11 protein-coding genes are annotated in these 13,702 nt (G+C 47.6%); 4 read left to right on the forward strand and 7 right to left on the reverse strand.

Going from position 1 to position 13,702, the window contains the following annotated elements; all coding sequences use genetic code 11:
* Positions 1–29: 29 nt before the first annotated feature.
* The 4 genes from BLQ44_RS06355 to xylA are packed head-to-tail and all read right to left on the reverse strand — an operon-like array spanning position 30 to position 4,815.
* Entirely contained in the window at positions 30–1,016 is a 987-nt protein-coding gene (locus BLQ44_RS06355) for an aldose epimerase family protein (RefSeq protein ID WP_093193048.1), read from the reverse strand.
* Positions 1,016–1,993, reverse strand: a complete 978-nt coding sequence (locus tag BLQ44_RS06360) for an aldo/keto reductase (protein WP_093193049.1) — start codon at positions 1,991–1,993, stop codon at positions 1,016–1,018. The genes BLQ44_RS06355 and BLQ44_RS06360 overlap by 1 nt, the downstream gene beginning before the upstream one ends.
* Positions 1,994–2,003: 10 nt before the next feature.
* Complete coding sequence (gene xylB / locus BLQ44_RS06365; RefSeq protein WP_093193050.1) at positions 2,004–3,485, reverse strand: xylulokinase; 1,482 nt, start codon at positions 3,483–3,485, stop codon at positions 2,004–2,006.
* Between the two features lie 4 nt (positions 3,486–3,489).
* Positions 3,490–4,815, reverse strand: coding sequence for a xylose isomerase (gene xylA / locus BLQ44_RS06370; RefSeq protein WP_093193051.1), 1,326 nt, complete (start codon positions 4,813–4,815; stop codon positions 3,490–3,492).
* A gap of 102 nt (positions 4,816–4,917) precedes the next feature.
* Here xylA and BLQ44_RS06375 point away from each other — a divergent pair, with 102 nt between their 5' ends.
* Positions 4,918–5,511 carry a YesL family protein gene (locus BLQ44_RS06375; RefSeq protein ID WP_176757447.1) on the forward strand — a complete coding sequence of 198 codons (594 nt, stop codon included), beginning with the start codon at positions 4,918–4,920 and terminating at the stop codon, positions 5,509–5,511.
* On the opposite strand, the gene BLQ44_RS06380 is transcribed toward BLQ44_RS06375, so the two are convergent.
* The 3 genes from BLQ44_RS06380 to BLQ44_RS06390 are packed head-to-tail and all read right to left on the reverse strand — an operon-like array spanning position 5,508 to position 8,582.
* Positions 5,508–6,329, reverse strand: a complete 822-nt coding sequence (locus BLQ44_RS06380; protein ID WP_093193053.1) for a carbohydrate ABC transporter permease — start codon at positions 6,327–6,329, stop codon at positions 5,508–5,510. The genes BLQ44_RS06375 and BLQ44_RS06380 overlap by 4 nt on opposite strands.
* Positions 6,330–6,345: 16 nt before the next feature.
* Positions 6,346–7,224: a carbohydrate ABC transporter permease gene (locus BLQ44_RS06385; protein ID WP_093193054.1), complete on the reverse strand. Its 879-nt coding sequence runs from the start codon at positions 7,222–7,224 to the stop codon at positions 6,346–6,348.
* 59 nt (positions 7,225–7,283) lie between these two features.
* Complete coding sequence (locus BLQ44_RS06390; RefSeq protein ID WP_093193055.1) at positions 7,284–8,582, reverse strand: extracellular solute-binding protein; 1,299 nt, start codon at positions 8,580–8,582, stop codon at positions 7,284–7,286.
* A gap of 146 nt (positions 8,583–8,728) precedes the next feature.
* Here BLQ44_RS06390 and BLQ44_RS06395 point away from each other — a divergent pair, with 146 nt between their 5' ends.
* From BLQ44_RS06395 to BLQ44_RS06405, 3 genes are all read left to right on the forward strand, one after another.
* Positions 8,729–9,913, forward strand: a complete 1,185-nt coding sequence (locus tag BLQ44_RS06395) for an ROK family transcriptional regulator (RefSeq protein WP_093193056.1) — start codon at positions 8,729–8,731, stop codon at positions 9,911–9,913.
* An 18-nt stretch (positions 9,914–9,931) separates the two neighbouring features.
* Positions 9,932–11,536 (forward strand): glycoside hydrolase family 43 protein, encoded by a 1,605-nt coding sequence (locus BLQ44_RS06400; protein ID WP_093193057.1) that lies wholly within the window; start codon positions 9,932–9,934, stop codon positions 11,534–11,536.
* A gap of 125 nt (positions 11,537–11,661) precedes the next feature.
* Positions 11,662–13,674, forward strand: a complete 2,013-nt coding sequence (locus tag BLQ44_RS06405) for an acyltransferase family protein (RefSeq protein ID WP_093193058.1) — start codon at positions 11,662–11,664, stop codon at positions 13,672–13,674.
* The last annotated feature ends 28 nt before the right edge of the window (positions 13,675–13,702 follow it).

The following is a 13,702-nucleotide window of genomic DNA, read 5'->3' on the forward strand; positions in this document are numbered from 1 at the left end:
TGAAGAAAATCATCACCCCCTGGGAATTTTCAGGAAAACATGAAACGAGTCCTCTTATGATAGGGAACTTCCGGTGTAACAATCACTGATGGATACCCTTCCTGTTCAAGGGACACCGGATGATTATGTGTCTCCAGACATACACCGCCGAACGTACGACATTCCTTCTGATAAAGATCGAATTGCTCAGAGAGGTTGTGACCCGTAAACAATTGCAACCCTGCCTGGTCTGTACAGATCTCCATGATTCTCCCTTCGAGTTCCAGAGCACATTTGGGGCTATCCAGAAAGAAGTAATGATCATATCCCCCGCTCATCGATCCTCTTCCGGAATTTTCATCCGCAAACCCTTCTCGGAAAGAAAGACCTCCACGAAAATCGAAGGAACCGGAGACATCCATTTTCCGCCCTGTAGGTATCAATTCTTCATCCAGCTCCAAATAAGAGGAGGATGGAAGAGTCAAACGGTGACGGGAAATGTCTTCATCACCGAGATTGAAATATGTATGATTCGTCAGCGCCACTGGCCTAGCTTCGGTAACTTCTGCATAATAATCGATGGCAAATTCATTGTCATCGCTCAAGCTATAAGTAACCGTCACTTCCACTGTTCCAGGGTATCCATCCCCCGAACACGTCGTCTTCAATATTGCTCGATTTTCTTCTTCCATTTCCACCTTCCAAAGATTTCGATGCAGGCCGGCTTCTCCCCCATGCAAATGGTGGCGCCCTTCATTCTTAGATAAATCATAGCGCTCTCCGTCAAACTCATACCTTCCTTCTTTGATCCTTCCGGCCACAGGACCGATAAGTGCACCCAAATACAAAGGGTTCTCTTCATAATCGTGAAGGTTCTCATAACGGAGCACCACGTCCTGACCATCAGGAGGAACGATTGAAGTAATCGCTCCACCGATGTTCAGAAAAGAGACGGTCATTCCTCTTCTGTTTCTTAACGTATAGTGATTCCAGCCGGGTTTTCCGGCTACCTTTTCTACTTGTACTGAGCCTTCCATCAATATTTCCCCCGGATATTCGGAGCGACCTCTGTTTCATAGAAGTCTTTCAGATCACTCAACTCATCTTCCCCGAAATCTGGAACATTAAGAGCTGCCAGGTTATCCTCCACCTGATTTACATTCCGGAACCCGGGGATGACAGCTGTAATACCGGGTTGCTGAAGGATCCATTTCAGGGCGGCACGCGTTCTGGATCCGCGCCCGTTTTCGATCCAGTAGATCTCGTCGCTGAGCTCGACGCCTTTATTGAATTCCAGACCCGCGAACGTTTCTCCGACGTTGAAGGCTTCTCCTTCTTTATTGAAATGACGATGATCTTCTTTATCGAATGTATGATTCTTCTCATATTTTCCGGTCAGTAACCCACTCGCCAGGGGCACCCGGGCCAGAATGCCGACTTGTTTGTCGATAGCCATCGGAAGCAAATCCTCCAGAGGTTTCTGACGGAAGATATTGAAAATGATCTGCAGAACATCCGCCTTCGTATGTTCCATCACATAGATGCCTTCTTCTACTGATTCGACGCTTACCCCATAAGCACGGATGAGCCCTTCTGCCTTCAATTTCTCCAGGACGTTGAATACGTCCCCCTGTTTGAGAATCGACAAAGGCGGGCAATGAATCTGATACAAGTCTACGTATTCCCTGTCCAGACGACGCAGGCTATCCTCCAGATACGCACGTACCTGCTCTTCCGAATACGTCGCAGGATCCTCGATATCCCCCTGACGACAGAATTTCGTCGCAAGGTAGATGTCTTTCCCCTTGGTAGTCTCTCCCAGAAGTTCTTCGCTGTGTCCCATGCCATACACGTCTGCTGTATCGAAGAAATTCACTCCGGCATCCATCGCTTTCCGGAGTCCGGCTTTTGCTTCTTCGTCATTCGTGTTGCCCCAACTTCCTCCGATCGCCCACGTTCCGAAACTGAGCTCACTGATGTGCATTCCTGTCTTGCCAAGCTCACGATAATTCATTCCATTCCTCCTAGCCTCTAAATGTTTTCAGCTCTTCGTTCATACCCTTTGTTTGTCGATAAACTTTTTGATAGATACAGAAGAGATGACGATACGTTTCTACCCTGTCCTGATCAGGCTCAAACCGCTCTGCCTCTTCCAGAAACTCAGCAGCACACGATTCAAGTGAAATGAACCAGCCACATCCATAAGCTGCAATCATGGCTGCTCCCATACCGGGCCCCTGCTCGCTTCTCAATTTCACGACAGTAGCGTCGAAGACATCGGCTTGCATCTGGAGCCATTCCTCATTCTTCGCACCACCACCGATGGATACGATCGTATCAATATTCTTTCCGCTCTTACGGAACATTTCAATCGATTCATTCAGAGAAAAGGTTATGCCTTCCATCACGGCTCTCACAAAATCTTTTCGTCGATGAGACGCGTCCATTCCTATAAATGACCCACGAATATCAGCATCGGCATGAGGCGTACGTTCTCCCTGGATATAAGGGGTGAACAAGAGACCACGAGAGCCGGCAGGAACTTCACCCACTTCTTTCACGAACTCGTCAAAATCTTCTCCTTCGGCAAAAACATCTTTAAACCAGCGAAGACTATCCCCTGCGGCTAATGTGACCCCCATCGTATATAGAGCTTCTGGAGCCGCATGGTAAAAGTAGTGGGCGTCCCCTCCGAAATCTTTATAGGCATCCGCTTCGTACGAAAGGACCACACCTGATGTTCCGATGCTGCAAAGTGTCTTTCCTTCGGATAGAATACCAGCTCCGACTGCTCCGCAGGCGTTATCCGCGCCACCGGCAAACACTTTCGTTTCATTCGTAAGACCGGTTCTCTCTTCCGTAATCGTTCCTGTCTGATCCGTAGAGGCAACCAGTGGAGGACAAAAAGAAACAGGAAGACCCACAGCTTCACAAATGTCGCTGCTCCACGTCTTCTTCTCTATATCAAGAAGCAGCGTGCCCGCCGCATCGGAATATTCCATCGCCAGTTTTCCAGTCAGACGGTAGCGGAGATAATCTTTCGGCAGGACGAATGTCGCAGCCCTCCCGAAATTCTCCGGCTCTTCTTCTTTGACCCACAAAATCTTGGGTAGAGTGAATCCCTCAAGAGCAGGGTTCTTTGTAACCGACAGCAGCTTCTCTTCTCCCACTTGGTCATAAATATCCCGGCATTGTTTCGTCGTACGCGTATCATTCCATAGGATCGCCGGGCGAAGGACCTTGTGATGTTCATCCAGAAGGACGAGCCCGTGCATCTGACCGGAGAAACTCAAACCTCCAATCTCTTCATCGGCCCGGTCCGTCAATTCTTTCAACGCATCGATCGTCTGTGTCACCCACTCTTCAGGATCCTGTTCACTCCATCCGCTTTTGGGCTGAGATAACGACAACGGTCGTGAAACTTCATCCTTGATCTCGCCATCCCGGGTGACGAGCAGCACTTTCACCGCGCTCGTCCCGAGATCGACTCCCACTGCATAAGTCATGAAATCACTCTCCTGCGTAAGCTCTGAGCAAGTATTGGTTCATCGTCGCTTTGATCAATTCCAGACGACCTGATTTATGTTGGATATCTTTGAGTCCAAGGGCATGTTCTTCCAATGCTTTAAAGTCCGTCTTACCATCGACGATATCTTTACCGATGCCACTCTCATAGCTGCTGTAACGATCATTGATGATATCTTCAAGCACCCCATCCTCATACATTTGATGAGCCACTTTCAATCCGACGGCGAAACTATCCATGCCAGCTACGTGAGCGTGTACGAGATCTTCCTGTTCGAAGGAACCGCGACGCACTTTCGCATCGAAGTTCAGACCACCGCTGCCGAGACCGCCGTTTTTCACGATTTCATACATGGCGAGTGTCGTTGCATAGAGGTCTGTCGGGAATTCGTCCGTATCCCAGCCAAGGAGCGGGTGACCCTGGTTCGCATCTACAGAACCGAGCAGTCCATTCACACGAGCATAGTGAAGTTCATGTTCGAACGTATGGCCCGCAAGTGTCGCGTGGTTCGCTTCGATATTGAATTTGAAATGGTCGGTGAGATCATACTTCTGCAGGAACGCATATCCCGATGCTACATCGAAATCATATTGATGACTCGTCGGCTCTTTCGGTTTCGGCTCGATCAGGAACTGGGCATCGAAGCCGATTTCCTTCGCATAGTCGACCGCCATATGGAAGAAGCGGCCCAGGTTATCAAGTTCGATCCCCATATCTGTATTAAGAAGTGTTTCGTAACCTTCTCGCCCTCCCCAGAATACGAAGTTCTCGCCACCGAGTTCTTTGCCGATTTCCAACTGCTTTTTCACTTTTGCAGCAGCATACGCGAATACGTCCGCATTGTTCGAGGAAGCAGCTCCATGGATAAAGCGTGGATGCGTGAAGTTATTCGCCGTGTTCCACAGGAGCTTCGTTTTGCTATCTTTCATGTAATCTTTGATCATAGAAACAATGGTATCGAGATTCTTGTTCGTTTCCGCTAATGTTTCGCCCTCCGGAGCAATGTCGACATCGTGGAAACAGAAATACGGGACGCCCAGCTTTTCGAAAAATTCGAATGCCGCTTCCACTCGCGCTTTCGCAAGGTCCATCCCGTCCAGATGATCCCAGTTACGTACGGCAGTACCGACACCGAACGGATCGGATAAGTCTTCCGTGAACGTATGCCAGTAAGCGACACCGAAGCGGAGATAGTCCTCCATCGTTTTGCCGCCGATTTTCTCTTCCGGGTTGTAAAATTTGAATGCGTATGGATTCGATGATGTTGCACCTTCATAGTTGATTGTTGGAATGTTGTCGAAATAAGTCATTTTACTTCCTCCCATTTCTATGGTTATGATTAATGCTGGATGAAACGAAAGCCAGAAGTGTCACAAGCACCGTCAAACTTCAGCCCTCCAGGAGGTCCTATCATGCAGACATTTTCAGGAAAACTATACGAAGCAATGGAATGGATTACCAAATTCGCCTATCTCCAGTTGTTATGGATTCTCGGCTCTCTTGCAGGCTTTGTCATCCTCGGCATATACCCTGCAACAGCAGCCGCCTTCAGCGTGGTCCGTCAGTGGCTGAATGGAAACCAGAGCGAAAAACTTTTGCCTCTATTCATCAGCTACTACCGTCAGGATTTCGTGAAAACAAATCTACTGGGACTATGGGTCACTTTTCTACTATTGCTGATCTACCTGGATATCTTTTACCTGCAACAGAACGCCAGTCTGTTAGCCATTCCATTTTTCGCGTTTATGTTTATCATTTCCCTGTACCTTTTGTATGTTTTTCCTGTGTACGCCCACTTCGAATATTCTGTAGCGCAAATCATAAAGAATTCGTTTCTATTACCTTTGGTAAGTCCTGCAGCCACCGTCTCGCAAGTTATTTCTACAGGGTTGCTCGTCGTGATTTACGTGTTTTTTCCAGCTTTAGCCGTCATTTTCGGCATGAGCCTATTCGCTTTTCTGACGACTTGGAATGCACGGTTCGCTTTTCACAAACTGGAAAGTTAGCCCTTGACTGCGCTTGAAGAAATGCCTTCCACAACTTTATTACTGAAGAAGATGAACGCAATCAGGATCGGTAAAAGGCTGATGATCAACGTGGCACCAATGGCTCCCCAGTCCGTCATGTACTGACCGATGAAGTTCTGGATGCCGACCGTCAACGTCTTGTATTGATCGGAACTGATGAACGTATTCACGAACACGAATTCGTTCCAGTTATAAATCATATTGATGATGACAATAGTCGAAAGTACCGGCGTCGTCATCGGCAAAATGATCCGGAAAAACAACCTGTGGATAGAACAGCCATCCATGATAGCGGCTTCCTCAATTTCCCTCGGCAGTGTGTAATAGAACCCTAGAAGAATCATCATGGTGATCGGCAGGTTGTAGGCCGTATAAGTAAGTACAATAGAAATCGGGTTGTCGATCAGGTTCACGTTCAAAAACATGCTGAATAGCGGGATGATTGCCGAGTGGATCGGAATCATCAGCCCGACCATGAACAATCCGAGAACCAGCTTATCGAGCTTCCAGTGCATCCGAGTTATAGCGAATGTCGCCATGCTTGCAAATAGTGCTGTCAGAATAATCGCTACAACCGTGATCCACACACTGTTGAAAAAGTAAAGCCCGATCCCGCCTTCCCATACCTTCGCGTAATTTTCCCAAAGCCATTCTCTCGGAAGGGCGAAGGGATTCCCGCCGAAAATCTCTCTATTGCTTTTCAAGGAAAACAGGAACAGCCAAATAATCGGAAGCAACTGGAATACCGCGACGATCCCGAGACAGATGTAAAGCAGGATATAGGACAGTTTCTTCATCATATCTCTCCTCTGTTTAATACTGGATATTTTCTTTATCTTCTGTAAGCTTACGGACAATCACCGTCACGATAAGAGTGATGATCAGTAGCAAAAAGCCGATCGCACTCCCGTAACCGAACTCGTTCGTCGAGAAAGCGAGTTTATACATATAAGATGCCATTACTTCACTAGCCCCGTTCGGTCCGCCGTTGGTCATAACATAAATCAGATCGAAATACTTCAGGGACCCTACAATTGCAAGGACCACCGTCACTTTCACGATCCCTTTGATCAGCGGCAGTTTGATTCTGTACGCTATCTGAATCGGTGTCGCTCCATCAATCTTTGCTGCCTCGATCAGAGACTCCGGTATATTCTTCAGTGCTGCATAATAAATAAGAATATAGAACCCGGCATATTGCCATAAGATCGGAACGAAAATGGCGTACAGGACGATATCAGGATTAGCGAGCCATGCAGGTGGGTTTTCCACTCCGAGCCACATCAACGCACGGTTCAGCATTCCGTTTGCCGGGTTGAATACTTTGATCCACAGTTGCGCAATCGCAACGGAAGATAAAAGCATCGGAATCAGGTAGATCTTCCTCAAGATGTCTGCCCCTTTAATTTTGGAAGCGAGAATCATGGAGATTGCAAGATACACAATCAGACTCAAGGTGGAGAACACAGCCAGTAGAAAGGAGTGCAGCGCACTATCCCAAAAAGCGGCATCCTGGATAGCCGTTATGTAGTTTTCCATTCCGATGAATTCCATTGCACCGATTCCGTCCCACTCCATCAAACCATAGTAGGCACTTAATCCGAGAGGAATGAAGATCAGAAACGCTACCATCAAAAGAGCGGGCATGATATAAAACGCGATCATCCATTTGTTGGACATGACTTTGTTCATTGCTGGTTTCACTCCTTATAAGGAGGAAGAAAGGGGGACCCCCTTTCTTCCTGAATGCTTTATTCCTGTGACAAGGCTTCCTGATGGGCTTCTGCAAATTCTTTCGGTGTAACATTACCTCCGAACAGTGCCTGGATCTGGCTCAGATGAACTTCAGCCGCTTCAGGGCTCATCTGTACATCAGCAAAAAGCGTAAGGTTCGTTGCATTGTTCAGATCGTCCAGAACGTCTACATACATCTGAGGGAGATCAAGAGACTCTGCATCCACTTTCGTTGCAGGGATGACTCCGGCTTCCGTGACGGACTTCTCTCCCCACTGCTCTGCGAAGAACTTGACGAAATCCTTCGATTCTTCTTTAACATCAGAATTCTCAGCTACAAACAGACCTACACCAGGGCCACCTACAAAACTTTCACGGTCGCCTTCGCCGTTCACGGTAGGGAATTTGAAGTAACCGACGGAATCACGGAACTCCTGCGGAACATCTTCGTTCGTCGTATAGTTCGGGAGATCCCAGGTCGCAATAAGGTACATTGCCGCCTGTTCGTTCATGAACATACTCTTCGCTTCCTGATCGGACAGGCCATTGAATCCGTTTACGAAAGCGTCGCTTTGTGCCAGCTGTTGAGTCTTGTCAGCAGCTTCGATCAGAGCAGGATCTTCAAAAGAAGTGTCCTGGTTGATCGCTTCGGTCAATAAGTCCGTTCCACCGATACGATCAGCCATATACATATACCACATCGAACCTGTCCAACGGTCTTTGTTACCGAGAGCGATCGGTGCTACATCATTTTCTTTCAGTGTGTCTACTACATTCTGGAACTCTTCATATGTTTCCGGCTTCTCCAGCCCATACTCATCAAAGATTGCCTGGTTGTAGAAAACTGTCGCAACGTTCAGTTCAAGCGGAAGTCCATACGTGCTTCCATCCACTTCGTACGCACTAGTTGTACCAGCTACGAAAGAATCACCGAATTCACCTTCAAGTGTGTCATCCAGCGGAGCGAACTTTTCTGCTTCTACATATGGTTCAAGATACCCGGCGGGCCACGTCATACCGACATCCGGAAGCTCATCAGAAGTGGAGAGTACTTTGATTTTATCCTTATATTGCTCATTGCTTAGAACTTCGATGTTGACACTGACTCCTTCATTTTCACTTTCATAATCATCCACGATTTCCTGGACGATCCGATTATGCTCAGCAGAACTTCCTTCTGGCCAAAGGTGCATGAAGTCGATCACCTTATCATCGCCATTGCTTGCTTCACCATCACCGCTGCCTCCACTGCAGGCAGCAAGAATCATAGAAACCGAGAACAACAGAACGAGTAATGAGAACGCTTTCTTTTTCATGTAAAAAAAATCCCCCTTGCTTTGTTTTTCCACCGCTTCGGTGAAGTTGAGTTAAGATTATCAAAGAAAACTTAGTTTGTCCAGTGGATGAACGAAGTTTTTTGTGTTAGACTGAAATCAACTACTAGATAGATAGGTTGGTGGGTATGGCAGATCAAACTTGGAATCAGTATACGATCAAGAATAGAAACAAACAGTTAGTGCTCAACACGATTTTGAAAAACAAGTGCCTCTCCCGGGCAGATATTGCAACGAAAACGGGGCTTAACAAAGGAACCGTCAGTTCCCAGGTGAATGAATTGCTTCAGGAAGAGCTGATTTACGAACAGGGTCCGGGCGAATCCAGCGGCGGACGTCGTCCTGTCATGCTTCTATTCAATCAAACAGCCGGCTACTCCATTGGTATTGATATCGGAGTCAACTACATTCTCGGTGTCCTTACTGATCTCGAAGGAAACGTACACCTGGAGAAATCCGTGTCCCTTCATCAATTAGGCTACGATTATGTCATGAGCAATTTATATGAAGTGATCGATCATCTCATCGAACATACGCCGGACAGTCGTTACCACATTACAGGCATCGGGATCGGTGTACCAGGGACCGTCAGCAAAACCGGAGAAATCCTTCTTGCTCCGAACTTGAAATGGAAAAACGTATCGATCAAAGAAGACCTGGAAGAACGGTATCATTGCCCGATTCTGATAGAAAACGAAGCGAATGCCGGGGCATACGGAGAATTGAAGTTCGGATACGGCAAAAATCATGAAGATATCATCTACGTCAGCGTGGGCGTCGGTATCGGCATAGGTATGATTCTGAACGGCAAGCTTTACAGCGGAAATAATGGATTCGCCGGTGAAATGGGACATATGACCATCCATTACGATGGTCCTTCCTGCAATTGTGGAAACCGGGGATGTTGGGAATTATATGCCTCCGAACAATTCCTTGAGCGGGAAATGAAGGATGCGGGACTATCAGGGGGCAGCCTGGAAGATGTTCTTGAGAGAGCTTCCGGGAATGACATGCCGAGCATTCAGATGTTCCAGACGCTCGGAGACTATCTGGGTACGGGCCTTATCAACATCATCAACACATTCAATCCAAACCAGATTGTCATCGGCAACCGTATTACGCTTGCCAAGCAGTGGATCGAACAGCCCCTGCTTCAGAAAGTGAAATCGAATACGCTCTGGTTTCAGCAGGATGATTTGAAGATCAGCTTCTCCGATCTCGCCTTCCGCTCGACTGCTCTCGGAGCTTCGGCATTCGCCTATGAAAAGTTTTTGAAAGCGAATCTACAAACGTCCGCCTCTCAGGCGAAATAAACGAAAGGTGGTTTTTTCATGAAAATCGAAAATCCTATTCTTACCGGGTTCAATCCCGATCCTTCTATATGTCGTGCTGGAGAAGACTATTACATTGCCGTATCTACATTCGAGTGGTTTCCCGGTGTAGGGATCTATCATTCGCGTGACTTGAAGAACTGGCGGCTCATTTCACGACCCCTGAACCGGTTAAGTCAACTCAATATGAAAGGAAACCCCGATTCGGGTGGTGTGTGGGCACCCGCTCTCTCTTACGCAGACGGACAATTCTGGCTTATTTATACGGACGTCAAAGTGGTGGACGGGCAATGGAAGGATTGTCATAACTATCTTGTGACCTGTGACACGATTGACGGAGAGTGGTCAGATCCGGTTTACCTGAACAGCGCCGGCTTCGACCCTTCTCTATTCCATGACGAGGACGGTCGAAAATATCTTCTCAATATGGTGTGGGATCCTCGTACGGAGAACCATCCATTTTACGGGATTTCTCTTCAGGAATACGATGTTGAAGCAGGTGAGTTAACAGGAAATCCGGAAATCATTTTCACCGGAACGGATATTAAACTGACTGAGGCTCCTCACTTGTATAAAGTGAACGGCTATTATTATCTGCTGACAGCGGAAGGCGGAACCACCTTCGATCATCAGGAAACGGTGGCGCGAGCAGAATCTTTATTCGGCCCATATGAGGTGCATCCCGACAATCCGCTTATTACCTCCTGGCACAAGCCGAGAATCGAGCTTCAGAAAGCAGGTCATGCCTCGATGGTACATACGCATACCGACGAGTGGTTCCTTGTCCATCTGACCGGACGTACATTACCTAAAGAAAACGAACCGCTTCTGGATCCGCGCGGGTACTGCCCATTGGGGCGGGAGACGGCGATTCAGCGTATTAATTGGGAAAACGGATGGCCCTATGTAGAAGGCGGTAACCACCCTTCTGCAGTTATTGAGGGACCGGATATGGAAGAAGTGACATGGGAAGAGGAATTTCCCGTCAAGGATGACTTTGATTCTTCGGAACTGAACCCGCACTTCCAGACATTGAGGATTCCGCTTGAAGAAGCCATGTCGCTTGCGGAAAACCCCGGACACCTTAGACTTCATGGAAGAGAATCTCTTACGTCTCCTTTTACTCAAAGTTATGTAGCCCGTCGCTGGCAGGACTTTTCTTTTACCGCAGAAACGAAAGTGAAATTCCAGCCGGAGAACTTCATGCAGGCCGCCGGTCTCGTCCATTACTATAATACGAGGAACTGGACAGCCTGTCAGATTACAAGAGATGAAGAAAAAGGAAAAGTGCTCGATATTATGGTATGCGATAACTTTTCATTCAGCCAGCCTTTAGAGGAGAGAATCAGTCTTCCTGAAGCTTCTGAATATGTCTATCTCCGTACCGAAACAAAAGTGGCGACCTATAGCTACTCTTACTCTCTTGATGGGAAGAATTGGACGGCCATTCCAATTGATTTCCCTTCTTACAAGCTATCGGATGATTACGTAGATGGTGGAGGGTTCTTCACCGGTGCTTTCGTCGGTATGCAATGTCAGGATACTTCTGGTAGAGGAGCCTATGCTGACTTCGATTACTTCATATATGATAACCGTAACGAATAACAACCAAAAGGCTATCGTCCCAACTAGGGGTGATAGCCTTTTACTTAGTAAGTTTAGTTGTATCCCTCCTCTCCTACCTATTACAATAGTGTATAGTAGATTGAATTTCCTGGGAGGTACAAGCAATGAATAAAGACCGGCACTACCGGCTGGAGCTGGAGGGACTTCGAGCCGTGGCGGCCCTGCTGGTCGCGATGTATCATATATGGTTCAACCGTGTTTCTGGCGGCGTCGATGTATTCTTCGTCGTTTCAGGGTTTCTGATTACGACTTCTCTCTTCTTTATGTATAAACGGGAAGGTACGATCCATCCCTTTTCTTATATCGTTAAATTACTGAAACGTCTCATTCCGACAGCGTGGACCATAGGGATTCTCACATTCGTTATGAGCCTGGTGATCCTGCCACTTTACACACGTCAGCAGAACCTGGTCGAGTTCGTAGCGTCCCTCTTCTATATTCAAAACTGGCAGCTCGGCTTTAGTGCGAACGATTACTTGGCCCAAAACAGCGAAGCGTCTCCCTTTCAACATTTCTGGGCCTTGAGTATCCAATTCCAGTTTTATCTTATCTGGCTCCTTTTGTTCGGAATAGCTGTGATAATTGTACGTAAAACCAGACTTAAAGATATCCGCCCCTCACTGACGATCATGTTCGGCCTGCTTATCTTTTCTTCTCTTACATATTCTATTTACCTGACAGAGGTGAACCAGCCGTTCGCTTATTATCATACTTTCACGAGGGTGTGGGAATTCGGAGTTGGAGGAGCACTGGCACTCCTCATCCATAAAATAAAAATCAACCAAACACTCGCCCGGAGTTTCAGCTGGGTTGGACTTTTCGGGTTGATCAGTGGCGGCCTTCTCTTTCAGGTCTCTGACGTTTTCCCGGGATACGCCGCTCTCTGGCCGGTCTTATCTGCTGTTCTAATCATCGTTTCCGGTCAGCAGGCAGGACCCTCCAGTGCTACCGGGCTCCTGCGAACAAAACCGCTCGTATGGTTCGGCGGCATTTCGTATGCATTCTACCTGTGGCACTGGCCGTTATTGATCGGATATTATGAGCTTACGGGAACAGAAACCGTCTCCGTTGCCCACGGCTTCTCAATCATTCTAGTGGCAACGGCGCTTTCCTATATTACGATCAGATTTATCGAAACGCCGATTCGTATCCGTTCTTTCAATATCGCAAAAACAGCTGCGACCATAGGTGTACTTGCTCTTACCGTGCTTATCTCGGCATTCCTGTACCAGGTGACCTTACAGGGGACCATGGCCCGCTCCGTCGAAGATATCAGTAAATCATTCGAGCTTGATACGCACCCGGGAGCGATGGTCACCACTTATGATGGGACCCTGGAGCCGGATGTCACCTTGCACGAACCGTTCCGCCCGAATCTTCAGAACGCTTATTACGACCGTTCGGTTTTGTATGAAGATAAATGTATTCTCGGTGGCAATGAAACTGAACCGGTGGTCTGCGACTATGGAGAAACGGAGAAGGATACTCATACGATTGCTCTCGTAGGCGGTTCTCACTCAGCCCACTGGTTACCTATGTTGCGGGAAGCACTGAAGGATGAGCCTGTGAAGATCACGACGTATCTGAAAGGTACCTGCCGCTTCACCACAGATCGTATGGAAGAATACCCGGAATGCTACGACTGGTTTAACAGCACGAAGGAACTTCTCGTAGAAAACGATCCCGATCTCATTTTTACGGTAGGAGATGTCGGCGATCACGAAGAAAAGTATGACCGTGTCCAACCAGGCTTTATCGACGCCTGGAAATTCTTTGATGAAGAGAACATTGATCTCCTTCTTGTCCGAGATACGCCGTGGTATAAGGAAAATGTACTGGACTGTATCGAAGAGAACCAGGGGAATGCCAAAGAGGCTTGCCGGGCAGATCGCGACGAAGTCACACGTACCCCGAGCCCTCTCAGCCAGGTGGAAGAAAAACCTGATAACGTGGATACAATCGATGTGAATGACTACTTCTGTGACGACGAGGAATGCCATTATATCGTCGGAAATGTCGTTACCCATTTTGACAGCCACCATATAACGGCTACCTTTTCACGGACCCTGGCACCGATTATGAAACCGCAGGTCATGGAGTCTCTTGGGATAAACTGAATAAAGCTTCTTTCTACCGGTACGTTCG

The sequence above is a fragment of the Salimicrobium halophilum genome (genome assembly GCF_900100295.1).
Lineage (GTDB): Bacteria > Bacillota > Bacilli > Bacillales > Halobacillaceae > Salimicrobium > Salimicrobium halophilum.

Bases quoted from the DNA above. Each gene is read 5' to 3' on its own strand.
- BLQ44_RS06355 (WP_093193048.1), bottom strand. From the start codon at position 1,016: ATGGAAGGCTCAGTACAAGTAGAAAAGGTAGCCGGAAAACCCGGCTGG.
- BLQ44_RS06360 (WP_093193049.1), bottom strand. From the start codon at position 1,993: ATGAATTATCGTGAGCTTGGCAAGACAGGAATGCACATCAGTGAGCTC.
- xylB (WP_093193050.1), bottom strand. From the start codon at position 3,485: ATGACTTATGCAGTGGGAGTCGATCTCGGGACGAGCGCGGTGAAAGTG.
- xylA (WP_093193051.1), bottom strand. From the start codon at position 4,815: ATGACTTATTTCGACAACATTCCAACAATCAACTATGAAGGTGCAACA.
- BLQ44_RS06375 (WP_176757447.1), top strand. From the start codon at position 4,918: ATGCAGACATTTTCAGGAAAACTATACGAAGCAATGGAATGGATTACC.
- BLQ44_RS06380 (WP_093193053.1), bottom strand. From the start codon at position 6,329: ATGAAGAAACTGTCCTATATCCTGCTTTACATCTGTCTCGGGATCGTC.
- BLQ44_RS06385 (WP_093193054.1), bottom strand. From the start codon at position 7,224: ATGAACAAAGTCATGTCCAACAAATGGATGATCGCGTTTTATATCATG.
- BLQ44_RS06390 (WP_093193055.1), bottom strand. From the start codon at position 8,582: ATGAAAAAGAAAGCGTTCTCATTACTCGTTCTGTTGTTCTCGGTTTCT.
- BLQ44_RS06395 (WP_093193056.1), top strand. From the start codon at position 8,729: ATGGCAGATCAAACTTGGAATCAGTATACGATCAAGAATAGAAACAAA.
- BLQ44_RS06400 (WP_093193057.1), top strand. From the start codon at position 9,932: ATGAAAATCGAAAATCCTATTCTTACCGGGTTCAATCCCGATCCTTCT.
- BLQ44_RS06405 (WP_093193058.1), top strand. From the start codon at position 11,662: ATGAATAAAGACCGGCACTACCGGCTGGAGCTGGAGGGACTTCGAGCC.